22 protein-coding genes are annotated in these 26,332 nt (G+C 43.1%); 13 read left to right on the top strand and 9 right to left on the bottom strand.

All coding sequences use genetic code 11. The features are described from left to right. The first annotated feature begins 28 nt into the window (after positions 1 to 28). The 3 genes from paaI (at position 29) to RIC88_RS10605 (ending at position 2,367) form a co-directional block, all read left to right on the top strand. Positions 29 to 442, top strand: coding sequence for a hydroxyphenylacetyl-CoA thioesterase PaaI (paaI, locus tag RIC88_RS10615; protein ID WP_350217519.1), 414 nt, complete (start codon positions 29 to 31; stop codon positions 440 to 442). Between the two features lie 120 nt (positions 443 to 562). Beyond that, a complete protein-coding gene (gene hisC / locus RIC88_RS10610; RefSeq protein WP_350217518.1) occupies positions 563 to 1,654 on the top strand; it encodes a histidinol-phosphate transaminase in 1,092 nt (363 codons plus the stop codon). A gap of 317 nt (positions 1,655 to 1,971) precedes the next feature. Then, positions 1,972 to 2,367 (top strand): DUF1761 domain-containing protein, encoded by a 396-nt coding sequence (locus tag RIC88_RS10605; RefSeq protein ID WP_350217517.1) that lies wholly within the window; start codon positions 1,972 to 1,974, stop codon positions 2,365 to 2,367. Between the two features lie 287 nt (positions 2,368 to 2,654). On the opposite strand, the gene hrpB is transcribed toward RIC88_RS10605, so the two are convergent. Next, the gene (gene hrpB / locus RIC88_RS10600; protein WP_350217516.1) at positions 2,655 to 5,135 is read right to left on the bottom strand and encodes an ATP-dependent helicase HrpB; all 2,481 of its coding nucleotides are present in this window, start codon (positions 5,133 to 5,135) and stop codon (positions 2,655 to 2,657) included. A gap of 315 nt (positions 5,136 to 5,450) precedes the next feature. Between hrpB and RIC88_RS10595 the strand changes: the two genes are divergently transcribed. The 5 genes from RIC88_RS10595 (at position 5,451) to RIC88_RS10575 (ending at position 10,972) form a co-directional block, all read left to right on the top strand. Continuing rightward, positions 5,451 to 5,750: a GIY-YIG nuclease family protein gene (locus RIC88_RS10595; RefSeq protein ID WP_350217515.1), complete on the top strand. Its 300-nt coding sequence runs from the start codon at positions 5,451 to 5,453 to the stop codon at positions 5,748 to 5,750. A 540-nt stretch (positions 5,751 to 6,290) separates the two neighbouring features. After that, positions 6,291 to 6,923, top strand: coding sequence for an SET domain-containing protein (locus RIC88_RS10590; RefSeq protein WP_350217514.1), 633 nt, complete (start codon positions 6,291 to 6,293; stop codon positions 6,921 to 6,923). Positions 6,924 to 7,132: 209 nt separating this feature from the next. Further along, a complete protein-coding gene (locus tag RIC88_RS10585) occupies positions 7,133 to 7,978 on the top strand; it encodes an LSm family protein (RefSeq protein ID WP_350217513.1) in 846 nt (281 codons plus the stop codon). A gap of 119 nt (positions 7,979 to 8,097) precedes the next feature. Beyond that, positions 8,098 to 10,377 carry a Tex family protein gene (locus RIC88_RS10580; RefSeq protein ID WP_350217512.1) on the top strand — a complete coding sequence of 760 codons (2,280 nt, stop codon included), beginning with the start codon at positions 8,098 to 8,100 and terminating at the stop codon, positions 10,375 to 10,377. Between the two features lie 163 nt (positions 10,378 to 10,540). Continuing rightward, positions 10,541 to 10,972, top strand: coding sequence for a hypothetical protein (locus tag RIC88_RS10575; RefSeq protein ID WP_350217511.1), 432 nt, complete (start codon positions 10,541 to 10,543; stop codon positions 10,970 to 10,972). Here RIC88_RS10575 and RIC88_RS10570 read toward each other — a convergent pair. From RIC88_RS10570 to RIC88_RS10560, 3 genes are read right to left on the bottom strand one after another with little or no spacing between them, the layout of a single operon-like run. Further along, entirely contained in the window at positions 10,969 to 12,615 is a 1,647-nt protein-coding gene (locus RIC88_RS10570; RefSeq protein ID WP_350217510.1) for a DUF885 domain-containing protein, read from the bottom strand. The two genes, RIC88_RS10575 and RIC88_RS10570, sit on opposite strands and share 4 nt — an antisense overlap. Continuing rightward, positions 12,612 to 13,886 carry an aminotransferase class V-fold PLP-dependent enzyme gene (locus RIC88_RS10565; protein WP_350217509.1) on the bottom strand — a complete coding sequence of 425 codons (1,275 nt, stop codon included), beginning with the start codon at positions 13,884 to 13,886 and terminating at the stop codon, positions 12,612 to 12,614. The genes RIC88_RS10570 and RIC88_RS10565 overlap by 4 nt, the downstream gene beginning before the upstream one ends. A 42-nt stretch (positions 13,887 to 13,928) precedes the next feature. After that, positions 13,929 to 15,062: an MBL fold metallo-hydrolase gene (locus tag RIC88_RS10560; RefSeq protein ID WP_350217508.1), complete on the bottom strand. Its 1,134-nt coding sequence runs from the start codon at positions 15,060 to 15,062 to the stop codon at positions 13,929 to 13,931. 57 nt (positions 15,063 to 15,119) lie between these two features. On the opposite strand from RIC88_RS10560, the gene RIC88_RS10555 reads away from it, so the two are divergent. Both RIC88_RS10555 and RIC88_RS10550 read left to right on the top strand, forming a co-directional pair. Beyond that, positions 15,120 to 15,647, top strand: coding sequence for a TetR/AcrR family transcriptional regulator (locus RIC88_RS10555; RefSeq protein WP_350217507.1), 528 nt, complete (start codon positions 15,120 to 15,122; stop codon positions 15,645 to 15,647). A 248-nt stretch (positions 15,648 to 15,895) separates the two neighbouring features. Beyond that, on the top strand, positions 15,896 to 16,570 hold the full coding sequence (locus tag RIC88_RS10550) for a hypothetical protein (protein ID WP_350217506.1): 675 nt from the start codon (positions 15,896 to 15,898) through the stop codon (positions 16,568 to 16,570). A 53-nt stretch (positions 16,571 to 16,623) separates the two neighbouring features. Here RIC88_RS10550 and RIC88_RS10545 read toward each other — a convergent pair whose 3' ends face one another. Then, positions 16,624 to 18,840: an NADP-dependent isocitrate dehydrogenase gene (locus RIC88_RS10545; protein WP_350217505.1), complete on the bottom strand. Its 2,217-nt coding sequence runs from the start codon at positions 18,838 to 18,840 to the stop codon at positions 16,624 to 16,626. A 26-nt stretch (positions 18,841 to 18,866) separates the two neighbouring features. Further along, the gene (gene panB, locus RIC88_RS10540; protein WP_350217504.1) at positions 18,867 to 19,682 is read right to left on the bottom strand and encodes a 3-methyl-2-oxobutanoate hydroxymethyltransferase; all 816 of its coding nucleotides are present in this window, start codon (positions 19,680 to 19,682) and stop codon (positions 18,867 to 18,869) included. Positions 19,683 to 19,791: 109 nt separating this feature from the next. Between panB and RIC88_RS10535 the strand changes: the two genes are divergently transcribed. Then, the gene (locus RIC88_RS10535) at positions 19,792 to 20,238 is read left to right on the top strand and encodes a hypothetical protein (RefSeq protein ID WP_350217503.1); all 447 of its coding nucleotides are present in this window, start codon (positions 19,792 to 19,794) and stop codon (positions 20,236 to 20,238) included. A 16-nt stretch (positions 20,239 to 20,254) separates the two neighbouring features. On the opposite strand, the gene RIC88_RS10530 is transcribed toward RIC88_RS10535, so the two are convergent. After that, a complete protein-coding gene (locus tag RIC88_RS10530; RefSeq protein ID WP_350217502.1) occupies positions 20,255 to 20,812 on the bottom strand; it encodes a thioredoxin family protein in 558 nt (185 codons plus the stop codon). A 54-nt stretch (positions 20,813 to 20,866) separates the two neighbouring features. Here RIC88_RS10530 and RIC88_RS10525 point away from each other — a divergent pair, with 54 nt between their 5' ends. Beyond that, positions 20,867 to 22,513: an amidohydrolase family protein gene (locus RIC88_RS10525; protein ID WP_350217501.1), complete on the top strand. Its 1,647-nt coding sequence runs from the start codon at positions 20,867 to 20,869 to the stop codon at positions 22,511 to 22,513. A 5-nt stretch (positions 22,514 to 22,518) separates the two neighbouring features. After that, on the top strand, positions 22,519 to 23,499 hold the full coding sequence (locus RIC88_RS10520) for a tetratricopeptide repeat protein (RefSeq protein ID WP_350217500.1): 981 nt from the start codon (positions 22,519 to 22,521) through the stop codon (positions 23,497 to 23,499). On the opposite strand, the gene RIC88_RS10515 is transcribed toward RIC88_RS10520, so the two are convergent. Beyond that, on the bottom strand, positions 23,468 to 24,403 hold the full coding sequence (locus RIC88_RS10515; RefSeq protein ID WP_350217499.1) for a glycerophosphodiester phosphodiesterase: 936 nt from the start codon (positions 24,401 to 24,403) through the stop codon (positions 23,468 to 23,470). The genes RIC88_RS10520 and RIC88_RS10515 overlap by 32 nt on opposite strands. Before the next feature lie 50 nt (positions 24,404 to 24,453). Continuing rightward, entirely contained in the window at positions 24,454 to 26,232 is a 1,779-nt protein-coding gene (aspS, locus tag RIC88_RS10510; RefSeq protein WP_350217498.1) for an aspartate--tRNA ligase, read from the bottom strand. Positions 26,233 to 26,332: the final 100 nt, after the last annotated feature.

Raw genomic sequence — 26,332 nt, 5'->3', positions numbered from 1 at the left:
ACTGAGCCTGTCGAAGTATAGACAAACAATGACAACCGCAGAAAAAATAGTATCCCAAATGATGGCCAACGACTCCTTCAGTCAGTGGCTGGGAGTAGAGGTGCTTGAGGTACAGGAAGGCTATGCCCAAATCCAAATGACCGTGCGTGAAGAAATGCTCAACGGCCACAGGGTAGCGCATGGAGGAATTTCATTTTCATTGGCTGATTCTGCTTTTGCATTTGCCTCGAACTCCCACGGGCAAAAAGCCGTTTCCATTGAAACATCGATCAATCACATCAAACCCATTTTCGAGGGTGATGAGCTGATCGCCACCGCTGAAAAAGAAAGCATCTCTAAAAGCCTGGGGCAGTATATTGTGCGAGTTACCCGAGGGGATGAATTGGTCGGCTTGTTTAAAGGAGTGGTTTTCCGTAAACAGGAAACTTGGGAGGTTGGTTAATTAGTATTTTAGTTAATTAGTAAATATGAACACACGAATCAACCAATCAACTACTCACTACATAACCAATTCACCAATCAACCAGTCAACTAATTCACCAATTCACTAGTTAACTACCACATGAACATCCAAATACCTGATCACATTGCCGCAATCAAAAGCTACCAGCCCGGGAAAACCATCCCACAGCTAAGGGAAGAATACGGCTGGGACAGAGTCGCTATCCTTTGGAACAATGAGAATACACTTGGCTACTCGTCAAAATCCAAGCAGGCAGTGATCGATGCGTACGATGCAATCAACTACTATCCAGATCCAGCGAGCGTAGACCTGAAAAAAGCACTCTCCAAAAGACTGGGCAAACCCGAAAACCAGATTGTACTGGGAAATGGCTCAGAGTCTGTGCTGATGCTTGCGATCCGTGCACTGTGCACCGGAGAAGATGAGTTCCTGACCTCCGAAGGAGGATTTGTGATCATCTACAACTGGGCGCGTATCAACAATGTGCGCTGTGTCGCCATGCCCATGACGCAAGGGTATGGATTTGATCTGGAGGCCATCAAAAGCCGCATCAACCGAAACACCAAGGTCATCTACCTGGCCAACTGCAACAACCCAACAGGCACAGGTATCCCCAAAGCAGAGCTTGACAACTTCATGCAGCACGTCCCCGACCATATCCTGGTGATCGTGGATGAAGCCTACTTCGAATACTCCACTGCACTCGATCCGGACTTTCCAAACTCGCTCGAGATGGATTACCCCAATATTCTGACCCTGCGAACCTTCAGCAAAGCCTATGGCATTGCCGGCATCCGACTCGGTTTTGGTGTGGGCCATGAAAAGATCATCGAGGCGATGGGAAAAGCCAAGCTCACCTTTGAGCCTACGGCGCTGGCACAGGCGGCAGGCATGGGCGCACTCAACGACGATGACTTCCTGAAAGAAACCATCGACAACAACACCAGCGGACTGAAGTACTTCTATAAGGAATTTGACCGGCTGGGCGTAAAATATGTGCCCTCCTATGGCAACTTCGTCATGACGGTTTGGAAAGACAGAGACCAGGTAATGCACGTCTTTGATGCACTGATGAAACGTGGCGTGCTCGTACGTCCGCTCTACGACCCCATCGCACACTGCATCCGCATCTCCGTCGGCCGCCCCGAAGAAAACGAGCATTGCATCGAGGCATTGGGAGAGGTTTTATAATCCCCCTCCTCCCCACTATCTCTCCCTCCCCTGGGCTGGAGGGGGATGTTAGACCCTTCACTGTGCCTGCTTGCAGCAGTCAGATCCAGGGTGACATCTAATGGTTCTGTCACCGGATTCCGATTCGGTATCTTCCGGTTATAAGAATGGAAGATCCAGTGTCAAGCACGCCATGACACATAAGAATTACTAGCTCCCCACAGAGCTACTCACTAGACGTGAGGTTGGCTAATAATAGTGTAGCTTATTTCTTGCAAAATCAGTAGCTTTATAGAGTAACACTAACCTAAATAATTATGACAGCTAAAAATCGAGTATTGGCAACCCTGGTTGGGTTTGTCGTATTTTTCCTATTGGGATGGCTCTTTTACGGATTCTTATTGATGGATTTCTACGCAGACAATGCCGGCTCTGCGACTAACGTGATGCGCGCAGAAGAGGATATGATCTGGTGGGCGCTAATTGTGGGAAATCTTTTCCAGGCTTATTTTCTGGTCTATATTTTCGGCAAATGGGCGAACATCACCACGTTTAGCGGCGGGTTCAAAGCAGGCGCTATTCTAGGACTTATCTTGGGGCTTGCCATGAACCTAACCATGTATGGTACTTCCAACATGATGAACCTTACATCGGCACTTGTAGACCCAGTCGTTTCTATGATCATGATGGGTATCACCGGTGGTGTGATCGGTGTGATGCTGGGGAGAAAATAGCAGTAGGTAACTAACAATACCATTATTAGCCTGAATGTATTTTCATTCAGGCTTTTTTTGTGCGCTACCGTCATCGCGATACGACGAAGGAGGTGAAGCGATCTCACTCTTCCATGACATGTCCTATGATGAGACTGCTTCGTCCGTTCCTTCCTCGCAGTGACGGTGATGTTTTTAAAATCCCTATCCCGGATTTATTCGGGGATCTTTAGTGAACAAAAACATCCCCCTGCTTACCCTCAACCCCTTCGCACCCTCGAAACGTCGAACCGCCTTCAAAAGGGGGATTATTTCCGCTTCACACCCCTCACCGCCTCGGCTGTCCAGGGATCGTCGGGCCAATGGTGCTTGGGGTAGCGGCCTTTCAGGTCTTTGCGAACCTCGAAATAGGTTTCGTTCCAGAAGTTTTTGAGGTCGGAAGTCACCTGCACAGGTTTGAATCCCGGGGAAAGTAAATGAATCAATAGTGGCTGCTTGCCATCATTCACAGTTGGTGTTTCTGCCATTCCAAACAATTCCTGAATACGTGCAGCCAAAACTGGTGCTTCACCATTGTCACGGTACATGATTTTGATCTCCGAGCCACTTGGTACCTCCATTTTAGCTGGAGCCAGTTTTTCCAATTGCTGCTGTTTGTCATAGTCCAGCGAGTGATACAACACCTCGTATAGATTGATCTTTTTCAGTTCGTGAGGCTTGCGAACGCCTTCCAGATAAGGAGTCAGCCATTCGTTATTGGTGAGTATCAGATTGTCCGTACTAAAGTCAGGCCAGTTTTCAGCAGGCCTCCATTTGCCAAGGCACCTAACTCTATTCTGAAGCTGCTCAACCTGTTCATTCCAATCCAGCAAGGTGCGACCTTCCTTTTTGATTGCGTCAGAAATGGCCTCCACCAAATGGGAAGGATCGGGATCGGGTAGCGGAACGGACTTCAGCACAATACTCCCAATTCGTAAGTCTTTGCTGGCATTCAGTCCACCATCTTCCGTGTCCCATTCGATCACTTCCACTTCCTTCACCCGAGGTGCCAGGTCTTTTGGGTTGAGCGGAGAAGCCAGAAATATCTTTCCCATCCCATCACGAGCATCCAGGTTGGCCACTGCCAGCCAGGATTCGTGTGCCAGATCGTCTTTATGTCCGGCCATGGCTATGCGACCGTTGGCGAGCTTAAACTGAGCATTGTTTCCGGGACGGTTGTGGGCAATACGTTCAGGAAACGCATACGTCAGTAGCAGACCTGTTTCATACGGGTCGAAGTGATCATTGTCCTCTTCTACATCAAACAGTTGTCGATACGATGAAGCGACCTTTTCAATTCGATCCAGTCGGCCTCCTTTTCGTTGCTCTCTTCGATGCGTTCGCAGGGCTTCAATTCGAACATTGACATCAATGCCAGCTTCTTTTCCAAGCGGATCGCGTTCCTCCAGCAAAGCAGCAATATCTGCAGCCAGCGGAACCAAATCATCGTCTTCCGCCATCAGCATCATGTGCGCAATGCGGGGATGGCATGGCAGTCGATGCATGTTTTTCCCATGTGCGGTAATCCGACCATTCTCCAGTGCCTCCAGTTCATGCAACGTGTTTATCGCTGAGAGCCAGGAACCTCTTGGTGGTGGTGTCAGCCAGGTAAGGCTGTTGGGATCGGTGATTCCCCAGCTTGCCAGGTCCAATGCCAGGGAGGCCAGATCGACTTCTAAGATTTCAGGTGTGCGATGCTCCTGCAGCCGTCCGTCCGTCACCTTGGACCACATACGGTAGCATACACCCGGACTTAATCGTCCGGCACGTCCGGCTCTTTGATCGGCTGAGTCTTTGGAAATCTGAACAGTTTCCAGTCGGGATAATCCTGATTTAGGATCCCATTTCATGGTACGTCCAAAGCCTGTATCCACGACCACTTTGATCCCTTCAATGGTTAAACTAGTCTCCGCAATGTTGGTGGCCAACACTACTTTCCTTCGTCCTTCTCGATCCGGCAGAATAGCAGCCTTTTGTTTGTTGTAGGCAAGCTGTCCGTACAGTGGATGTATAGACCACCCTCTCAACTTTGATCGAATGATACTTTCACATTTCTTGATTTCTCCCTGTCCAGGTAAAAAGACCAAAATGTCTCCTTCGTGTTTTTTAGATGCCTTTACAATGGTGTTGGCGGTCATCTCCGGGATCATAAACTGATCCTGATCGCCTTCATGGAAAACCTCCACAGGATATTGCCGCCCTTTACTTTCTACCACCTTTGCGCCTAGAAGGCTTGACAGTTGTGGGGTGTTAAGCGTTGCGGACATCACCAGTATCTTCAGGTCTTGCCGCAACACCTGCTGAGATTCCCTGCACAGCGCCAATGCTACATCCGCATGAATGCTTCGTTCGTGGAATTCATCAAAGATGACAAGCCCCACTCCTTCCAGCGAGTTATCGCCGTGGAGCATACGGGTAAGAATTCCTTCGGTGACCACTTCGATTTGTGTCTGATCACTTACTTTGGATTCAAAACGGATGCGGTAACCGACCGTCTCACCTACTTTCTCACCTAACAGCTCTGACATGCGCATCGCAACAGATCGTGCTGCCAGCCTTCTCGGTTCGAGCATAATAATCTTTTGTCCTTTGAGCCAGGCTTCATTGAATATAGCTAAAGGCAGCAAGGTACTCTTCCCTGCACCGGGTGGTGCGTGCACAATCAGGGTGGAGTCATTAACCAGTTTATCCTTGACTTCATCTAGGATTTCAACGATTGGCAGGTCTATGGTTTTGGGGTCGAATGGCATGAGAGTGCGAAGTTAGTGAGTCTATTTCTGTTATTTCACCATCTTCCAAACTGCGAGGAGGATGCCGTCTCAGTGGACGGCATGACATGTTATTGTAGGCATGACCATGTCATACCGCACTTGATGCGGTATCTTCAGATAAGCATTAGAAAAATATAATTTTATAGATGGTGCGACTTCAGCGCAAGGCCGGCTTAACATTGATAGGTATAACGCTCCGTTTCAATCATGTGATGTCTATAGTAATAATTAATTTTCTTTTTTGATAGTGCAGGATGCCGTCTCAAAGGACGGCATGACATTGCTATAAAAAACATGCCTTACAAAGAATACTACGTTTACATACTTACTAACTATTCCCGAACTGTCCTCTATACTGGAATGACGAATGATCTGGAGCGTAGAGTATTTGAGCACAAACAAAAACTGGATCCTAATTCATTTACACGCAAGTATCAGGCGAGTCTATTGATGTGGTACGAAACTCATAATGATGTAAATGAAGCTATCGGCAGAGAGAAGCTTATCAAAAAATGGAAGCGAAAATGGAAAGTGGAATTAATTGAGACGGAAAATCCCGAATGGGAAGATTTGTCTTCTAAGTGGTGTGATTAGGTTGACTTGAAGATGCCGTGTCGGAGCACGGCATGACAAAAAGAAGTACTTAATCCCTGTCTCAATGGTTGCGATACTTCAGTAGTATTAATTTCCATTTTGATAGTGCAAGATGCCGTCTTATAGGCCAGTATGACAAGATACTATAAGCCGGCAGCCCTGTCATGCCGCACTTGATGCGGTATCTTCAGGTAAGTGCTGAGAAAATTTAATTGGAAGATACTGTGTCAGGAAATGTATTTAAACATAATTACATCCCCCTCCCTCTCTTATTTCCATCACACTCCCGAAACGTCGGACCGCCTTCAAAGGGGAATTATTCGAAGCAAATCCCTCAGCAAACTAGACGGCCTGCCTCCAGTGAACCTCCGGCAGACAGGGAATGGGAGCGAGCATAAAGTAAAGCGGACGACCCTGCCTGCCGGCAGGCAGGCCGAATATCAGGAGATGTGGAAAGCTGAATGTTCTCTTCAAAAAAATATTCTTCTACTTTTTTTCGGATGCATAAAATATCAGATTTCCTGATTAAACTTTGCACAAATGATTCATCCGAAAACGGAAATTAAACACATCAGTGACGAGGTTGGTTACGGTGTGTTTGCCACGGAACTAATCCCTGAGGGTACGATTGTCTATGTAAAGGACAGCCTGGAGATCGTGGTAAGTCCCACCGACTATCTTTTGTATACCGGTGAGATGCAGGACGTCATCGAGAAATATTCCTATATCGATGAAAATGGCAACCGAATAATTAGCTGGGATTTTGCGAAGTATGTTAATCACTGTTGTAACTGCAACACGATCAGTACCGGCTATGGATTTGAAATGGCTATCAGGGACATCCACCCCGGCGAACAAATCACTGATGAGTATGGCATTTTCAATTTGGAAACAGAAATCCCGCTGATATGCAGTGAATCCCATTGCCGAAAGAAAGTAGGTCCGACCGATTTTGATTCACATTATCAGGTATGGGATGAAAAAATCAGAAAATCCATCGCCCATTTGTTTGAGGTAAATCAACCATTGATGCCCCTGATTGATACCGAAACAAGAGGACAATTGGATCAGTTTTTTCAAGATCCAACCACCTATCGTTCAGTCTATTCACTAAAGCATAAAAAAGAATTAAAAAAACACCCATCTATACTAGCAAATGGTATAGGGCACTAAGTGGTTAAAATTGACTAGGTTCAGTCCTACTTGGTTTATTCAATACTGATGAGAATGAGGCAGTAGATGAAGGGAGGGAACTTTCTGATAATTCCAGTTCTGGCTGGCGATGTATTGTTCGAAATATAGAACCGCAATTAAAAGTTCTCTTTGATTTTGGGGGCATTTAACGATTCGGTTTACTAAAACAAACACCTAATCTCACAATTATGAAATCATTCCTACACTGTTTAATTATCCTTTTAAGCTTACAATCATACAGTTGTTTAGCACAAAATGTAACGAGCGAATCTGATACTACCCTTTATCAAGTTTTCACTAAAGATGGCAACTCGTATATTGGAACTATAGTGGAGCGCAATGAAGAATACATTGTTCTGGCGACAAAAAGCATTGGAACAATTACGATTCCTGCTGATCAAATTAAAGAAATCAATAAAATTATCGGATCGATTACTGATAGTCGTAATTGGCCATATAACTTTCAAACCGCCAATTATTTTGCATCTGCAAGCGCATATGGTTTAAAAAAGGGAGAAGGATTCTATCAAAATACCTGGATATTTTTCAACAACTTTTCGTATGGAGTTACCGATAACTTTTCTATTGGAGCCGGAGTGCTAGCTACCTTTTTCTTTGCTGCTGAAGCCCCTGTCTGGTTCACTGCCCGGCTGACTACTCCAGTTGTAGAAGACAAATTAAATGTTGGTGCCGGAGGTGTTTATGGTACACTTGCCGGAGAGACATTTGGCTTCCTCTATGGAATGTCTACGATTGGTTCAAGAGATGCAAACCTCACCATCGGTGCAGGTAGCGGGTTTGTGAATGGCGACTTCTCAGATTTATTTATGACATTCGCCGGCAACTTACGTGCAAGTCGAAACTTTTATCTTCTACTTGATGCCTATGTAGTTGAAAATACACTTTTTGCTTTCATTGGAGGGAGATCCATGTTAGGTCGTGCAAGTCTGGAATATGGTCTTTTAACATCAAGTGAATTTAACGTTGCAGGGATTCCAATTCTTGGGTTGACATTGCCTTTGCACAAAAAATAAGAGTTTAAAAAAGGACTGGCTTTCGACCTTCTCAAAAAAGTGGATAACTCTTTTCGATTTTACTATCTCCAGATGATTCAGCAAGCTAATTTTGGAGAACATTCAGAAACTTATTTTAGATGAAACACGAAGAACGAATAGCGAGTGAATTAAACATTGCACCCCGACAGGTTATTGCTACTATAGGACTTTTGGACGAAGGAGCCACGGTTCCCTTTATTTCCCGATATAGGAAAGAAGTGACCGGAAGTTTGGATGATCTGCAAGTAGCTGGTGTGCGTGATCGTATTCAGCAACTTCGTGATCTGGATGCTCGAAGAGAAGCTATTCTTAAATCAATCAAAGAGCAGGAAAAGCTCACTCCGGAGTTAGAGAAAAAGATCAATGAAGCGCAAACCATGACCGCTCTCGAAGATTTGTACCTACCCTACAAGCCTAAAAGAAAAACGAAAGCGAGTGTGGCTAAAGAGAAAGGTCTGGAACCTCTAGCCATAAAGGTTTTAGAGCAGTCCAACTTTGATGTGTCATCAGAAGCTTCCAACTATATTGATTCAGAGAAAGGTGTTGAATCAATAGAAGAAGCGCTTCAAGGAGCGCGAGACATCATTGCGGAGACCATCAATGAAAATGCAGAGATTCGCCAGAAGATCAGGGAGCTTTTTATGAAAAAAGCGATCATCACTTCCAAAGTATTGAAGAGCAAAGAGAAGGATGCGGATGCCCAGAAATACAAAGACTACTTTGAGTGGGATGAGCCAATCGCTAAAATTCCTTCTCACCGACTACTGGCTATTCGAAGAGGTGAAAAAGAGGGTTTTCTTTCCATGAATATTGCTCCTGAGGAAGAGGAAGCTCTGGATATTATAGTAAGACAATTTGTAAAAGGAAATACGGAGGCAAGCTCGCAGGTAGAAACAGCTATCAAAGACTGCTACAAACGGCTGATGAGTGTGAGCATCGAAACAGAGGTGCGCATGGAAACCAAGAAAAAGGCGGATGAAGAAGCAATCGTCGTGTTTGCTGAAAACCTGAAGCAACTGCTGATGGCGGCACCTTTGGGGCAAAAAGCTGTAATGGCGATTGATCCGGGCTTCCGAACAGGTTGCAAGGTGGTGTGTCTCGATAAGCAGGGAAAATTATTAGAGTTCACCGCCATTTATCCTAACGAACCACAAAAGGATATAACTCGCGCTGGTGAAACGGTGAAGCATCTGGTCGAAAAACATAACATTGAAGCGATTGCCATTGGCAATGGAACCGCAAGCAGGGAAACCGAATCGTTTGTAAAAAAATTAGGCCTTCCTTCAAGTGTCATTGTAGCGATGGTGAATGAAAGTGGTGCATCTATCTACTCTGCTTCTGAAGCAGCTCGTGATGAATTCCCTAATGAAGACGTGACGGTGAGAGGTTCTGTTTCTATCGGAAGACGAATGATGGATCCGTTGGCAGAATTGGTAAAACTGGATGCTAAGTCTATCGGTGTGGGGCAGTACCAACATGACGTAGATCAAACGGCTTTAAAAAAATCACTCGATGATGTGGTGATGAGCTGCGTGAATAGTGTGGGAGTGGAATTGAACACAGCAAGCAAACAGTTGCTCACCTATGTATCTGGTCTAGGCCCTCAAATCGCTGATAATATTGTAAAGTATCGAAACGAGAACGGTCCGTTCAAGTCCAGGGAAGCTTTGAAAAAAGTACCACGTTTGGGAGATAAAGCCTTTGAGCAGGCTGCCGGATTTTTAAGGATCCTCAATGCCGACAATCCACTGGATAAAAGTGCCGTACACCCTGAGCGATATAAAACAGTGGAGCAAATGGCTAAGGATGCTCAAGCTACTGTTCGTGACCTGATGACAAAGGCAGAGCTCCGAAAACAAATCAACCTGAATCAGTATGTTAATGAAGATGTTGGACTACCAACTTTAAAGGACATCATTGCAGAGCTTGACCGTCCCGGTCGCGATCCAAGGGATCAGTTTGAGGCTATTCAGTTTCAGGAAGGTGTAAATGAGGTGAAGGACCTGAAGGAAGGCATGAGCCTTCCGGGAGTAGTCACCAACATCACCAAATTCGGTGCATTTGTAGATGTAGGCGTTCATCAGGACGGATTGGTACATATCAGTCACCTATCTAACTCCTTTGTGTCTGATCCGACACAGGTAGTGAAGCTTGGACAGAAAGTAACCGTAAAAGTTTTGGAGGTAGATGTACCCAGAAAACGTATTTCATTATCGATGAAAAGTGATGCACCTCAGGTAAAGAAAAGTGTAAAAAAAGCCCCAAAAACACAACAGAGACGCCCTGCACCATCGAAAAGCAAACCCAGAGAGGAGCAAATTCCAGATGGAGACTTGCAGGCTAAGCTGGCTATGTTAAAGGGAAAATTTGGACAATAAGGCATTCACAATATATTCTACTACCTTTGTAGGTGTTACGAAGGGAGGTATGTTCAGAGGCGAGGGCTGATCGTACGGATAAAATTCCATTTCATTTAACTAATGATTTCTTCCACGTGCGATCAAAGGATATTTTTCCTAAAACCAAAAAAATTGAAAAACCATGCCTTCTTATCCCGTAAATCATAGTCTTTATGTACTTCTTTGGAATAAGTACAAGCCGGTACTTTTAAAACTTATGCGTGATGCTGCTGAAGCTCCACAAGAGTACCAATTCATATCTCATGAGTTTCGTGATTTGAACCCAAAAGAACGTGGTGGACATGCTTTTACGCTAGAAGCTTATAAAAGAAGACCACAAAACAACATCAAGATGTCTGTGGTGGCTCAGGATCTTTTAGAAATACTTCTAAAGTCAAACACGGCTTATGAACTTTTGGAAGAAGCCATGTATGAGTTTAAAATGGACAAGCATTTCAAATTAACAGTGACACGTCACGAGGTTGAATCAGCAACCGAAGAGACAGAGGAATCACAAGAAGAACCCGTAGCTTCAGAAGCAAGCAAAAAAGAGGAAGTGAAAGAAAAAGCTTAATAAGCTTTCAACATTTCTTCCTTAGTAAGTGATATTGGAATATTTCCAATTGAGTTTAAGTCATCAAAGAATTCACGCAGAACAAATGGTTTGTTCTGCTTTTCTTTTTTATGGGCATATGCCATCATAGCGTCTTCCAGCAGATACTTTCCGGTAATGTAGCTGGTACCATACCCCGGCTGACGTAAGTACAAGTGCTGTTCAAAAATCAGAAGTTCTTTCTCGGTCTTCATCCAGCCTCTCGGTGTATACTCTGAATGAATTTTCCCCGCTTCTTCCATGGTCATTTCATTGGCATGTGCATATAATGAACCCAAGCCACGAGCCGCACGCTGAGCAATCATGATATAAACGATTTCGCGTACCCGGGGATCATCATCATACAACCCGGCATCCATGAACATTTCTTCAACAGCTGTCGCGGTACCTTCATTTCTGCTATCAAAGATGTTGTACAACAAAGGGCTCTTTCGGATGGGGCTCTCATTTGGTTCCGTATCCATTCGAGCCAGCTCAAACCAGTGATAAAAATGAGAATAAAGTGGTCTTGGATCATGGTGAGCAGTGATCCAAAAGAAGTTTCGGGTTTCTTCCGGCACAAACTGTCCCAGGTGCTCCCTAAGAGCGGGAGCGAAATAATCTTTTACCGTAACGATGGAATCCTGATCCAGAAAATTAATCAGACTCTTAGCCGATCGATCTGCCAAGGCTTCATATGCCTCTTCCGAATCAACTGGCTCTAATTTCGGCAAAGCTCTATTTCGATGCTCCTCTAATTTTAGTGCCGACCATGCACGTGCCAGCTCTCGTTTCAAAATCATTACTTCATCGTCCCATGTCAGCGGTACTAAATGCACATTTTGCAAATACCAGGTATAATTCTCCTTTCCAATACCTGATGGACCGGTTTTGTAAGCGACCTGATCTTTTAGCCAGCTTATAAACTGGTCTGTGGAGTTGATTGCTTCATCAATTGCAGAAACCAAAGCATCATCTTTATTGATGTCTTCCCAGGTTTTAATGTTGTTTAGGTTCTCTTTCTGAAACTCTATGGTGCGTATCCCCGCTATCCAAAGGTCTCGTGCATTACCCGTTAGGTTTGTTTTTGCCTGGGCATTGAGCGCAGGAATAATTTTGAGATCGGACAGCAATTGATCTCGGGCAGGGATATCCAATGGGAATTCGTACTGCCATATTTCGGCCGTTCCGTGATGTGTAGGTCCTTCATGAGCAGGCACATCGCTGCGATACATCCAAAGGGATTTGTAAAAAGCGGGATCTCTTTCCCAGGGTTTTAGAATCCGATAATTAAAATCGTATCCATTCATTTCCGCCCTAACAATCTTCCAGTCGATCTTTTCAGCGACTTCCCATCCAGTGGTGTCCATCGAGAGCAGCTTGTTTTGTAATTCTTGGAATTCTGAATGACGAGCATCAAAGGTTTCCTTTCTATAGTCAGGAGCCCCATTATATAGTGGTGGATTCTCAAAATCACGCCATTCCACAAACAGGCTGATCAGGTCATCATAAGATGCTTCTTCTTTTTGTGAAACAGCATCTTCTGAAACATCAACCGCAGTGGTACATGCTGAAAGGACAAACAGTAAAAATGCTAATTGGCTTATTTTATAAATCTTAATCATGCTAAATCAGAGACTACTTTAAGTGCTTTATCAATTTCTTCTTTCGAGTTATAAATATGGACAGAATGTCTGAGTAATTCTTTTCCGACAGACCTAGGTTGTAGTTTTTCCTTTTCCCAAAGTGTTTTCTGTAATTCAGGACCGGTAAGACCTTCAACTGAATAAGTGGTAATTCCTGCACACATATCAGGATGTATAGAGGAATGAATGGTCACATGTTCCATTTCCTTTAAACCTGCCCTCAAGTGATCGCCTAATTCTTTAATTCGTCTAACCCATCGGTCCTCTCCAATGGTATTGTAAAAATCTACCGCCGCATCATACCCGGCGATCAGCCCCGGATTTCCGGTTCCATTTTGCATCAATCGAAAACCATGATCCTCTTCGTTCTCCCAGTTGTAGCTGGCAATGGTACTCCAGATGTCACTTACTACCTCTTTATTGACGTAAAGTAATCCGCTCCCCGGAGGAGCCAATAACCACTTGTGCAAACTTGAGTAATATGCATCGCAACCAATTTCCTTTACATCCACTTTAACATGCCCAACACACTGCGCGCCATCAAGGATGGTAAAGATTCCACGCTTTCGAGCTTCAGCACAAATTTCTTTTACCGGCATCACTACACCATAGACTGAGATAATATGCGGAACAGCAATAACCTTTGTTTTATCTGTGACCTCACGAAAGATGGCATCTATCACTTCCTGCGGGTCATTTGCAGGAACCGGCATAATAGCCTGCTTATAAACACATCCTTTCCTTTTAGCCAGTAGCTGCCAGGCAGCAAATCCACCGCCATGCTCCTGATTGGTGTTTAGTAATTCATCGCCTTCTTTTAAATCCAGCCCATTTGCAACATAATTCATTCCGAAAGTGGCATTCTGTGTAAGGGATACTTCTTTGAAGTCTGCATTGATTATTTCACCGAGCTTTTTTCGAAGCTCCTCACACGGAAAATAACCGCTCAATAATTCGGGTCCAGATCCATCTTTATAGTCGATCTCAGCTGCGTGTTTAGCATAATAGGTCATGTGATCCATCATCTTTTGCAGGGCATAATTGGATGTGGGGCCCATGGTTCCATTATTGAAGTAGGTTTGCCCTTCTTTTAGTGCGAACTGCTTTCGAATGAGCTTCCAGTACTCCTGATTATCCAATATAGAAGAATTCAAATCTTCAAGTGTGAATGACGTACCGGAAAATGATAAAAGTGGTAAGGAAAGAGCACTAAATGCACTTTTTCTTAGAAAGTCACGGCGATTGCTCATGATTAGAGAACTTAGGTTTATCTAAAGTTAACCCAAGAATTTTTATTCATATTTTTTCCACCACCTTTCGGTGTTATCTGAGCTTTGTATGGAAACCAATTTGCCCACTTCCGGGGTGAATAGCTGGATATTTTCTTCGTTCGCTTTTTTGGCTAGTCTGTTGACAGACTCTTTCCAGGGGTGTAAGGCTAAATCAAATTTTCCCCAATGTATGGGCATTAGAAGTTTGCCTTTCAGATCAAGATGTGCCTGAGCGGTTTGTTCCGGGAACATGTGAATTTCACTCCAGGCTTCATTGTAAGCACCACATTCCATGAAAGTCAGGTCAAACGGCCCATATTTCTCGCCGATTTCTTTAAAACCGGGAAAGTATCCACTGTCCCCACTGAAGTAAATTCGTTCATTCTTCCCAAGGATGACCCAAGATCCCCAAAGTGTATGAAAACGATCACCGAACCCACGGCCAGAAAAATGTCGGGTTGGAGTAAGTGCCACAGTTAGATCGGCAAGACTTGCCTCTTGCCACCATTCCAGCTCAACAATGTTTTCTTTCGGAACACCCCAACTTTCAAAGTGCGCTCCAACACCAAGGGGCATATAAAATCGACTGACTTTTTCTTTTAGCAACTTGATGGTCGGGTAATCCAGATGGTCATAGTGATCATGTGATATAATCACTGCGTCAATTTTAGGGAGATCTGTTACCTCCGGGTATTCACTATAAGGGAACCTTTTCGGTCCCATAAAAGTAAACATCGAAGCTCTTTTTCCTTCCAGAACAGGATCAAAGAGAATAGTTGTTCCATCTACTTTTAGAAGAATAGACGAATGACCAAACCAAGACATCACAACACCGGTATCAGGAGCTTGCTCAAAAGCAGGCGAATTGAATAGCTGCACATCGATCTGCTTTCTTGGTGATTTAGTTGACTTGTCTGCAAACAGGTAATGCGCCAGCGTCTTTCGCACATCCGAAAAAGACATATCCATTTTGGTCTCTACAGTATTACTGAACTTTCCGTCTTGATAGTTAGAAGTAGCTTGCATCCGATTTAAACGCTCGCCTTCCGGCTTACCACCGATCTGCGGTGCTAATCGAAAAAATACCATGACTGCTATTACTATTAGCAGAATAACAGAGATGAATATCAACATAATTCTCTTAAATATTTTCATTGGATTTGCAAGGTAACCAGATTCAGTTAACTTTGTAAGTGATCACTCACTTTTTAAATGACAGAAAAGCAAGAAAAGATCCTGAATGCTGCTCTTACCCTCTTCGCAGAGGAAGGCTATCGTAGTACCTCAACCAGCAAGGTGGCTAAAAGTGCAGGGGTTTCAGAAGGATTAATCTTTCGTCATTTCGGGAATAAGGAAGGTTTATTAGAAGCGATAATTAAATTAGGAGAAGAAAGAGCCAAAGAGCTTTTCGCAGATATTGTATTGGAACCGGATCCAAAAGAATTATTGAGAAAGTATATTGAATTATTTGTTTTAGTAAGCAAAGACAAGGATGCAATCGATTTTTGGAAGCTTCAATTCAAGATCAAATGGGAGCTCGAAATTTATGGCGAGCACAAGATGGAAGCTATAGAAGAAGCGCTCATTCAGGCATTTTCCAGGCTTAGATATAATCATCCTGAACAAGAAGCGAACCTATTACTTACTTTAATGGATGGACTGGCAACACGGTTTATCCTTCAAGAGCAGTTTGAAATGGAGGAGACCATTGAATTTTTAAAACAGAAATACAAGCTTTAAACAAGCTCAAGCTGAAATTAAAATTTTAGAAGAATAAGTGATTACTCACTTAATTTACTATTAAAGCGTGAAAGAAACAGCATTAATAAATATTTTCAATGGGTGCTCTGAAAAGATGTGAGTTGATGAATGAATATTCTAAGGTTTAGTGTAATTCTTTACAAGTGAATCAGATAAAAAACACCAATTCTAAGCTTTAAATATTCCAGTTCCGTAACTTTTAAATTAAATCAATAATAAATAAATCTATGTTACGTCTGAATATTTCGATTAGTCTGCTTTTTGGCTGTCTGGTGATTGTGGCTCAACCTACACGAGATCAGCATCCACTATCTCAAATATTGGCTAACACCAGCGTCTATGTCATGGAAAAAGATAATTCTGAAACCATCGTTAAAGGCAGTTGGTACTATTCAGAAGATTTCAAACCAGGGTGGATATTGCTAAAAAACAGCACTGACACCACGCAAGATCTTAATTTAAGGTATAATATCTATCACAATATCATAGAATGGAGGGTGTCGGAAAATGAGATTAAAACTTTGCTGATTGACCGTATAGCATCCTTTGGTCTGGGGGATGATACTTTTATAAATACTCAGCAATTCGAAAACGCCCTGCAAGGCTTTTTGAAGTATATCTATGACGGTGAATCAATCTCCATCTATACTAAAGTATCAATTGATAGAAAAGACATTAAGGCAAAGCCACCTTTTGAAGAAAAAAACTCAATCATATTCTACGAAACCAAAGACACATACTTACAACATAACAACATATTACATTTAATCAATACCAAGAAAGAACTGGAGACGCTGTTGAATGATTGGGGAATGAAATCTGTAAAATTTAAAAAGTCAGATCTTCAGGATGACGCTTTCTTGCGATCTCTGGGTGGAAAAGTAGATGCGCATCTGAATTAGAGACAAAAAAAGAACCCGACCATGGCCGGGTTAATTGAGTTTAATTTTACTTTCTAAATTGAATCGATAATCTGATTTAAAGTCGCACTAGCTCTCATGGCTGCAGTAACCATTTTTTCATTAGGCTTATAATAACCGCCGATGTTAACAGGAGTTCCCTGGGCAGCAATCAACTCATCATTGATTTTAGATTCATTGGCTGACAACTCCCTGGCAACTTTCTCGAATACTGATTTCAGCCCTGCATCTTCATCTTGATTTGCCAGCATCTCAGCCCAGTACATGGCCAGGTAGAAATGGCTCCCTCTATTATCGATTTCGTTTACCTTTCTCGATGGAGACTTATTTTCTTCAAGCAATTTAGAGGTGGCGTTATCTAATGCATCTGCCAGAATCTTCGCTTGCTTATTGCCATACTTTTCGCTTAGGTGTTCCAGTGATACGGCAAGCGCCATGAATTCACCCAATGAGTCCCATCGAAGGTGACCCTCTTCTACAAACTGCTGCACATGCTTTGGAGCTGATCCACCCGCACCGGTTTCAAACAATCCCCCACCATTCATTAGTGGAACAATAGACAACATTTTCGCGCTGGTTCCAACCTCGAGGATCGGGAATAAGTCTGTCAGATAATCTCTCAGGACATTCCCTGTTACGGAGATGGTATCTTGTCCTTTTCGGATTCTATCAACTGAAAACTTCGTTGCTTCTATCGGCGACATGATGTGAATTTCCAGCCCAGATGTGTTATGATCTTTTAGGTATTTTTCAACTTTCTTAATCAATTCAGCATCGTGAGCTCTGTTTTTGTCTAACCAAAATACAGCAGGTGATCCTGTTGCTTTGGCCCGATTTACAGCAAGCTTTACCCAATCCTGAATTGGGGCATCTTTTACCTGGCACATTCTGAAAATGTCACCGGTTTGCACTTCCTGCTCTAATAGCACATTGCCATCGGCATCAATCACATGTACCTTACCCGGTTTGTCAAACTGGAACGTTTTATCATGAGACCCATACTCTTCAGCTTTTTGTGCCATCAAACCTACGTTTGGAACACTGCCCATCGTAGTTGGATCATAAGCTCCATTTTCTTTACAATCATCAATCACAGCCTGATAGACTCCTGAATAACATCTATCGGGGATTACTGCTTTGGTATCTTGTGTTTTATTGTCCCTGTTCCACATCTGACCGGATGTTCTGATCATGGCCGGCATGGATGCGTCAATGATTACATCACTAGGCACATGGAGGTTGGTAATTCCTTTGTCTGAATTTACCATGGCCAATGCAGGACGTGTCTCATACACCTTTTCAATGGTAGCCTCAATTTCTTTCCTTTTTGCGTCATCCAGTGATTTGATTTTGCTGTATACATCCCCTATTCCGCTGGTCGAATCCACTCCTAATTCGTTGAAAAGGTCAGCGTATTTTTCAAATACATCCTTATAATAAACCTCAACTGCTGCACCGAAGATGATCGGATCAGAGACCTTCATCATGGTTGCTTTCATGTGTAATGAAAACAAGATATTCTTGGCTTTTGCGTCTTCAATCTCCTGCTCAATGAAAGACTTCAATTTGAACATATTCATCACTGAAGCATCAATCACCTCTCCTGCCTGAATGGCGAAGCTTTCTTTCAAATCAACCGTCTCACCATCCTGCCCGTGAAACTTGATTTTCACATGCGTTTCATTAGCGATAGTTACAGATTTTTCACTTCCGTAAAAATCACCCTCACTCATGCTAGCTACATGGGATTTTGAATCTGCACTCCATTTGCCCATGGAGTGTGGGAATTTTTTAGCAAAGTTTTTAACCGCCTTTGGAGCTCTCCTATCTGAATTTCCTTCCCGAAGCACCGGATTTACCGCACTCCCTTTTACCCTATCGTACCGAGCTTTAATATCTTTTTCCTGGTCATTTGCCGGCTCCACAGGATAATCCGGAAGCGCATAACCTTGCTTTTGCAATTCCTTTATGGCAGCCATTAGCTGTGGAATAGAGGCACTAATGTTCGGTAGCTTAATAATATTCGCTTCCGGTGTTTTAGCAATTTTTCCTAACTCTGAAAGCGCATCTTCAATTCGCTGATCCTCCGAGAGGAATTCAGGAAACAAGGCAATGATTCTTCCTGCAAGTGAGATATCCCTGGTCTCTACTTCCACTCCTGATTTCCCGGCATAGGCCTGAATGATTGGTAATAAAGATTTAGTTGCTAAAGCTGGCGCTTCGTCGGTGTGTGTGTAAATGATCTTTGCCATTGATTCTTGTGACTCTTTTTTAGTGATTAATAGGATTCTTTTTCGTTGGGGAATTTTTGGGATTTAATGTCGGAAACGTAGTTTTCAAAGGCCTCCATCATAATCTTATTTAGATCTGCATATTGGCGTAGAAAGCGTGGTTTAAAGTCTTGGGTAATACCCAACATGTCATGAACTACGAGCACCTGACCGTCCGTATCCGGCCCGGCACCAATGCCTATAGTTGGTATAGAAATAGCCTCTGAAACTTTCTTAGCTAGTTTGGATGGAATTTTCTCCAGAACAATTGCAAAGCAACCGAGCGACTCCAGGAGTTTGGCGTCTTCAATCAGCTTCTGTGCTTCTGCCTCTTCTTTAGCTCTTACTGTATAGGTTCCGAATTTGTAAATAGATTGAGGAGTTAGCCCTAAATGCCCCATGACCGGGATGCCTGCTGAAAGCACTCGGGTTATGCTCTCCTTTATTTCTACGCCACCTTCCATCTTCACTGCATGCCCCCCTGACTCTTTCATGATTCTGATACATGATCTTAAGGCCTCAGATGAACTCCCCTGATAGCTACCAAATGGCACATCTACCACCACAAGGGCACGATTTACAGCCTTTACCACGGAAGTAGCATGCCATATCATATGATCTAAAGTGATGGGAAGTGTCGTTTCATTTCCTGCCATGACGTTGGAAGCACTATCCCCTACCAGAATCACATCCACGCCTGCCTGATCTATGATCTTTGCCATGGAGAAATCATAGGCAGTGAGCATGGATATTTTTTCCCCTTTCGACTTCATTTCCTGAAGCTGATGGGTCGTTACGATTTTTACTTTTCCGTGTATACTCATGACATAAAATGGATGCGCAATTTACATAATCGAAGATGGACTATAAAATGCCTGTTTGAAGGTATGGCATTTTATTTGATGTAAATTGATCAAACCTAATTTTCAAATTATGAATTTATTTTCTCTTGCATTTGTGCTGCTGGCAGCTGTGGTTTCTAACTGTCAGGAAGGTGTACAAAGTTCAGAAATACAAAAAATTGAATTTGGTACCAGCTTCGGAATGTGTTTGGGGTACTGTACCAAAGTGGTGACTTTTGAAAATGGAAGTGTCACAAAAGAATTGACCTCAAGAAATGAAGATCAATTGAAAAGAACATGTGGTGATTTCTATAATACAGATGAGCTTTTTTCAACAATAAACGTCCAGGCATTTCTTTCTCTTGAAGAAATAATTGGTTGTCCTGATTGTGCAGATGGAGGTTCGGAATGGATTGAAATTACCACCGCACAGGGTTCAAAAAAAATAACTTATGAATTCCGGCATGAACCGGAAGAAGTAAAATCCTTCATTGGAGAATTAAGAAAATATTATGACCAGTTAGGGGAGTGTGAATAAACTCTAAGTTTAAAAATTATTCCTTCCATTTAATGCTACACCCAATACTTGGTTTCTGATCTTTAAGCGGTGGTTCATCTTCCAGATGAGCTTCCAGTGCATTGACCAAATCATCACCTGTCACAGGTTCAGGATTTCCTGGTGTGCTTGCATCAAACCTTCCTCTATAAATACACTTCAAATCTTCATCAAATAGGAAAAAATCAGGTGTACATGCCGCTTGATAGGCTTTTGCTACTTCCTGAGACTCATCATATAAGTATGGGAAATTGAAATCGAATTCTTCTGCCTGCGCTTTCAATCCTTCCGGTGCATCATCCGGATACTTTGTTGCATCATTAGATGAAATAGCTACAAATCCGACCTTCAAGTCAGTATATTGCCTGGCGATAACTGCAATCTCTTCTTCTATGTTTTTTACAAAGGGACAGTGCGCGCAAATAAACATTACCACTAGTCCATACTCGAGCCTCACATCCTCCAGCGTCTTATTTTTACCCGAAATCACATCAGGAAGATCAAAATCCGGTGCTACTGTGCCAAGCGGCATCATATTCGATTCTACTGCGGCCATACTTGCGAATTGATTATTTTTAAATCTGAGCTAAAAGTTAATACAAGACAACACATGAAAAAATTCCTTTTAACCATTTTCACGATTTCAGTCCTGCTTAAATCCGTGGCACAAATAACTCCTGCACCCTCAAGAACAGATGGTGACGGCCCTTACGACATGACCATCATCCGTGGTGCCACAGTTATCAATGGCAATGGTGCTCCACCAATTGGCCCGGTAGATATTGTCATTGAGAAGAATAAGATTACGAATGTCCAGGTGGTTGGCTACCCCGGGGTAGAAATTAATCCTGAAAGAAGGCCTAAACTAGAAGGTAATGGAATGGAAATAGATGCAGAAGGCATGTATGTCCTTCCCGGTTTTATAGACATGCATGGACACATTGGTGGCAGCAGTCAGGGAACGCCAGCCGAGTATGTATTCAAGCTTTGGCTTGCTCATGGCATTACTACCATTCGGGATCCATCAGCAGGAAATGGACTAGATTGGGTGCTGAGGCACAAAAATCGCAGTATTAACAATGAAATCACTGCGCCAAGAATTTTAGCTTACACTTCATTCGGGCAAAACCTGGAAGATATAGCTGTTGTCAGAAACATTCCCGGTGAACGATCTCCGGATAGTGAAGTGTTAAAAGGCCCTATAACAAACGCTGAGGAAGCAGTCTCATGGGTTCGTGCCAATTACCGCAGAGGTGCAGACGGTATCAAGTTCTTTGGTGCATCTCCGGAAGTCATGGAAGCAGCCTTAAAAGAAAATAAGCGGCTAGGACTTGGATCTGCCTGCCACCATGCTCAGCTAAATGTTGGATGGTGGAATGTGTTGAATTCAGCTGAGGCCGGACTGACCACCATGGAGCACTGGTATGGTTTACCTGAGGCGCTTTTTGATGATCGAGTAGTACAGGATTATCCGGTGGATTACAATTATCAAAATGAACAACATCGCTTTGGTGAAGCAGGGAAATTGTGGAAGCAGGCAGCAAAACCTTATTCAGAGAAATGGAATGCTGTTATGAATCGTTTGTTGGAATTGGATTTCACCCTGGATCCAACTTTTAATATTTATGAAGCCAGTCGTGATCTCATGCGCTCTCGAAATGCAGACTGGCACAATGACTACACACTTCCTTCGCTATGGAAGTTCTATCAGCCAAGTAAAGTTTCTCATGGTTCTTACTGGCACTTCTGGGGTACCGAAGAAGAAGTAGCCTGGAAAGAGAATTATAAGCTGTGGATGACGTTTGTGAATGAGTACAAAAACCGCGGTGGCCGAGTGACCACCGGATCCGATTCAGGGTTCATCTTCCAGCTTTATGGGTTTGCATACATTCGGGAACTTGAGCTGTTAAGAGAAGCAGGCTTCCACCCACTTGAGGTGATCCGGTCAGCAACTTTGCTCGGGGCTGAGGCGTTAGGAATGGAAAAAGAAATTGGCACTATTGAAGTTGGGAAAATGGCTGATTTAGTCATTGTGGAAGAAAATCCGCTGGCCAACCTGAAAGTGCTTTATGGAACCGGAGCGATCAAACTGACAGAAGATAATGAGGTGACCCGAGTGGGGGGTGTGAAATACACTATTAAGGATGGTGTCGTATATGATGCTAAAGAGCTTCTTAAAGATGTTCGCGAGATGGTGAAAGAAGCAAAAAATGGAGAAGAACTAAAACAACCGGGATATCCAAATTGGAAAGAGTAAAAACTATGACAAACAAGATTAAAATATTAATCATTTTACCCATTTTAATAATTGCATGCGAGCAAAAATCCGGCTCATCGGATAATGACAAAGCTACCCAGCGAGTAATAAGAGACCCTTCCAAAATTCACAACCTGATGGGGGAAGAGCTGACTCCTCCTGAAATTCAGCAAGAGGATCGGATTAAGCTTGAAAAGAACCTGGAAGAAGCAAAAACGAGCTTTCAAGCCAATCCGGACAGCCTGGAACTTATCATTTGGTATGGACGAAGACTTGCCTATTTAGGTAGATACCAGGAAGCCATCTATGCATTCACAGAAGGATTGGAAAAATTCCCAACATCATATCGGTTGAGGAGACATAGGGGCCACAGATATATCACCACACGCAAATTCGATAAAGCAATCGATGACTTTGAGATGGCCGCATTTTATAGTGTAAATACCGAAAACAAAATAGAACCTGATGGCATACCAAATAAGCTAAACCAACCGCTAAGCAACGATAAATTCAATATCTGGTATCATTATGGGTTGGCTCATTATTTAAATGGAAGATATGATAAAGCCATTTCTGCATACAAGAAATGTATGGAGTTCAGCGATAATAATGACTTGTTGGTAGCTACAACTTATTGGCTTTACATGACCTATAAAAAAATCGGAAACATAGAGCTTGCTGATCAGCTTTTAACGGATATATCCGGAAAAATGAATATGGTTGAAAACGATGCTTATTTGCATTTGCTTTTACTATTTAAAGGCGAAAAAGATGTAAATAAACTTATGAGTAAAGCTTTCCCACCAGATGGGAGTATCAATGCAACTCTAGGTTATGGCATTGGCAATTGGTATCAGCAGCAAGGTGATACAGATAAAGCAAATGAAGTTTTCCTGAAAATTTTGGACAGCCCCAACTGGGCTCCATTTGGTTATATCGCCGCTGAGGCAGAGCTTACTGCTGCTTTTCCTGTCCCAGTCTCCTGATTTCGTTTCTCAGCTGAATCGCAACGTTAGGGTAGTCCGTGATAATGCCATCCACTCCGGCATTAAGCATTTTGAGCATGTCTTCTCGTGAATTTATCGGATAAGCATGCACTTCATACCCTTTGGCATGCATCTGAAACACACGTCGTGGTGAAAGAGTCTCCCAATGGGGATTAATGGCCTTCATCCGGTTGCTTTCCTTGGCCCGCCCCATGTGAATCCTGGTTTCTAAATAGAAGGCAATCAATGGGGCTGAATCTTCACCCACAATTAATGCTTTGGTTTGAATATATGGATCCAGCTCATGCACTTCATCCAGGTATTCCGGCTCATAAGACTGGAGGATGATCCAATCTTCACCATTTTTTTCACTTAAAACCACCTCAACCATTTTTTCAGCAAAATCATGGTAATGCGGATGATCCATGTGCTTGATTTCAATCAAAACTGTTACCTGACCATTGATTAAATCCAACACTTCTTTCAAAGTAGGAATTCGCTCATCACTATAATGTGAATCATACCAAGACCCTACATCAAATTGTTTTAATTCTTCCAGTGTGTAGTCATGCACATCTCCGTAAACGGGATTTCCTAAAGTGTCGCGGGCAATCCGATCAAGCCGCTGATCATGAAAAACAACAATCTCCTCGTCCTTTGTATGCCGAACATCCAGCTCGATTTGATCAACTCCCAATTCAAGGGCTTTCTTGAAAGCTGCCATAGTATTTTCCGGAGCTAGTCCTGAAGCACCCTTATGTGCAATTATTTGAAACTCCTCACCAGCCAAACGATCAATCGAAGTGCTGGCGAAAAAATTTCTATAAAACCACGGCTCAAACAATGAAAGAGCTCCAAACAATATAAAAAATGGCGCAGAGTAAAGAAGAAATTTCTTAGTCATCAGGTGTGATTATTTAACCGGAAAAGTTAGTAAAAAAGAACCAATTACTACTATTCTGCTGGTTTTACCAGCTTAATGCCTAACTCATGCAACTGCTCGTCTGAAATTGATGATGGAGAATCAATCATTACATCTCTTCCGGCATTGTTTTTAGGGAAGGCAATAAAATCCCTTATACTCTGCTCACCTGCCATAATCGCGCATAATCGATCAAATCCAAAAGCAATTCCTCCGTGGGGTGGCGCTCCGTATTCAAAAGCACCCATCAAGAAGCCAAACTGCTCTTCAGCTTCCTCTTTGGTGAAACCAAGCACTTCAAACATTCTGGCTTGCATCGCTCGATCATGAATACGAATAGAGCCTCCTCCTGCTTCAACACCGTTTATGACCATGTCATAAGCATTTGCTCGAACCGCTCCCGGGTCGGAATTTAGTTTTTCCACATCCTCGGGTTTTGGTGCAGTAAACGGGTGATGCATTGCATGAAATCGCTCAGTCTCTTCATCCCATTCCAGTAGCGGGAAATCAAGCACCCAGGCAGCAGCAACTTTGTTTTTATCTCTTAAACCTAAGGTTTCACCCATTTCCAGACGAAGTTCATTAAGCGCCTTTCTTGTCTGATTTTTCTCTCCAGCTAAAATTAGAAGTAGATCTCCGGGCTTAGCATCAAACCTCTCAGCCCATCCTTTCAGAGCCTCTTGATCAAAGAACTTATCTACCGAAGACTTGAAACTACCGTCTTCATTGCCTGCCTCTCCGGCAGGCAGGCACTTCACATACACCAACCCTTTGGCACCTATTTGTGGTTTCTTTACAAAATCGGTCAAAGCGTCCAATTGCTTTCTTGAGTAATCTGCACAGCCTTCCGCATTGATGCCAACCACCAATTCTGCGCTATCAAATACCACAAAATCTTTGCCTTGCGCAAGATCATTCAATTCACAAAATTCCATCCCAAATCGAAGGTCCGGTTTGTCTGAACCATATTTCGCCATCGCTTCATCATAACTGATCCTCTGGAAATCATCCAGCTCAATACCTTTCATTTCTTTATAAAGGAACTTCGTCATGCCTTCAAAAGTCTGAAGTACATCTTCCTGCTCCACAAAAGCCATTTCACAATCAATCTGTGTGAATTCCGGCTGTCGATCAGCTCTCAAGTCTTCATCTCTGAAGCATTTTACAATTTGGAAGTAGCGATCCATTCCTGCCACCATCAAAAGTTGTTTGAATGTTTGCGGAGACTGTGGAAGCGCATAAAACTCGTTTTCATTCATCCGGGAAGGCACCACAAAATCACGTGCGCCTTCAGGTGTAGATTTGATTAAATAAGGAGTTTCTACTTCAACGAACGCCTCTTTATTAAGGTACTCTCGCACCTTCTGCATCATGGTGTGACGCAGTTGTAGTTTTTCCCGCACCGGATTTCTTCTAATATCCAGGTATCGATATTTCATTCTAAGGTCTTCCCCACCATCCGTCTCGTCCTCTATGGTAAATGGGGGCACTTTTGATCCGTTTAGAATTTCCAATGAGCTTACTCGAACCTCCACATCCCCAGTAAACATCTTGTCATTCTTGGAATAACGTTCTACTACCTCTCCGGTCGCTTTTATCACAAATTCCCGACCAATTTTTTTTGCCTGGTTAATGATGGATTGCTCAGTTACACCCTCTTCAAAGATCAGCTGTGTAATTCCATATCTATCTCTCAAATCTATCCATACTACGCCTCCTTTATCTCGCTGCTTTTGTGCCCAGCCAGTGAGGGTCACAGTGCTCCCAATATGTTCTGATCGTAATTCTCCACAAGTATGTGTGCGTAGCATAAAATCCTTTTGTTTTAAATCAAACGAGGCGCAAAAGTAGGAATTAGCTCATTATTTATCACTAAAAACAACCCCCTAACCCCCTTCAAAGGGGGATTTC

It is taken from the genome of Ekhidna sp., from assembly GCF_040220215.1.
Classification (GTDB): domain Bacteria; phylum Bacteroidota; class Bacteroidia; order Cytophagales; family Cyclobacteriaceae; genus Ekhidna.
This window is presented reverse-complemented; position numbering and strand designations above follow the sequence as displayed.

Coding starts and splice junctions, on each gene's coding strand:
- paaI (WP_350217519.1), top strand. CDS start 29: ATGACAACCGCAGAAAAAATAGTATCCCAAATGATGGCCAACGACTCC.
- hisC (WP_350217518.1), top strand. CDS start 563: ATGAACATCCAAATACCTGATCACATTGCCGCAATCAAAAGCTACCAG.
- hrpB (WP_350217516.1), bottom strand. CDS start 5,135: ATGCCATTCGACCCCAAAACCATAGACCTGCCAATCGTTGAAATCCTA.
- RIC88_RS10595 (WP_350217515.1), top strand. CDS start 5,451: ATGCCTTACAAAGAATACTACGTTTACATACTTACTAACTATTCCCGA.
- RIC88_RS10590 (WP_350217514.1), top strand. CDS start 6,291: ATGATTCATCCGAAAACGGAAATTAAACACATCAGTGACGAGGTTGGT.
- RIC88_RS10585 (WP_350217513.1), top strand. CDS start 7,133: ATGAAATCATTCCTACACTGTTTAATTATCCTTTTAAGCTTACAATCA.
- RIC88_RS10580 (WP_350217512.1), top strand. CDS start 8,098: ATGAAACACGAAGAACGAATAGCGAGTGAATTAAACATTGCACCCCGA.
- RIC88_RS10575 (WP_350217511.1), top strand. CDS start 10,541: ATGCCTTCTTATCCCGTAAATCATAGTCTTTATGTACTTCTTTGGAAT.
- RIC88_RS10570 (WP_350217510.1), bottom strand. CDS start 12,615: ATGATTAAGATTTATAAAATAAGCCAATTAGCATTTTTACTGTTTGTC.
- RIC88_RS10565 (WP_350217509.1), bottom strand. CDS start 13,886: ATGAGCAATCGCCGTGACTTTCTAAGAAAAAGTGCATTTAGTGCTCTT.
- RIC88_RS10560 (WP_350217508.1), bottom strand. CDS start 15,062: ATGAAAATATTTAAGAGAATTATGTTGATATTCATCTCTGTTATTCTG.
- RIC88_RS10555 (WP_350217507.1), top strand. CDS start 15,120: ATGACAGAAAAGCAAGAAAAGATCCTGAATGCTGCTCTTACCCTCTTC.
- RIC88_RS10550 (WP_350217506.1), top strand. CDS start 15,896: ATGTTACGTCTGAATATTTCGATTAGTCTGCTTTTTGGCTGTCTGGTG.
- RIC88_RS10545 (WP_350217505.1), bottom strand. CDS start 18,840: ATGGCAAAGATCATTTACACACACACCGACGAAGCGCCAGCTTTAGCA.
- panB (WP_350217504.1), bottom strand. CDS start 19,682: ATGAGTATACACGGAAAAGTAAAAATCGTAACGACCCATCAGCTTCAG.
- RIC88_RS10535 (WP_350217503.1), top strand. CDS start 19,792: ATGAATTTATTTTCTCTTGCATTTGTGCTGCTGGCAGCTGTGGTTTCT.
- RIC88_RS10530 (WP_350217502.1), bottom strand. CDS start 20,812: ATGGCCGCAGTAGAATCGAATATGATGCCGCTTGGCACAGTAGCACCG.
- RIC88_RS10525 (WP_350217501.1), top strand. CDS start 20,867: ATGAAAAAATTCCTTTTAACCATTTTCACGATTTCAGTCCTGCTTAAA.
- RIC88_RS10520 (WP_350217500.1), top strand. CDS start 22,519: ATGACAAACAAGATTAAAATATTAATCATTTTACCCATTTTAATAATT.
- RIC88_RS10515 (WP_350217499.1), bottom strand. CDS start 24,403: ATGACTAAGAAATTTCTTCTTTACTCTGCGCCATTTTTTATATTGTTT.
- aspS (WP_350217498.1), bottom strand. CDS start 26,232: ATGCTACGCACACATACTTGTGGAGAATTACGATCAGAACATATTGGG.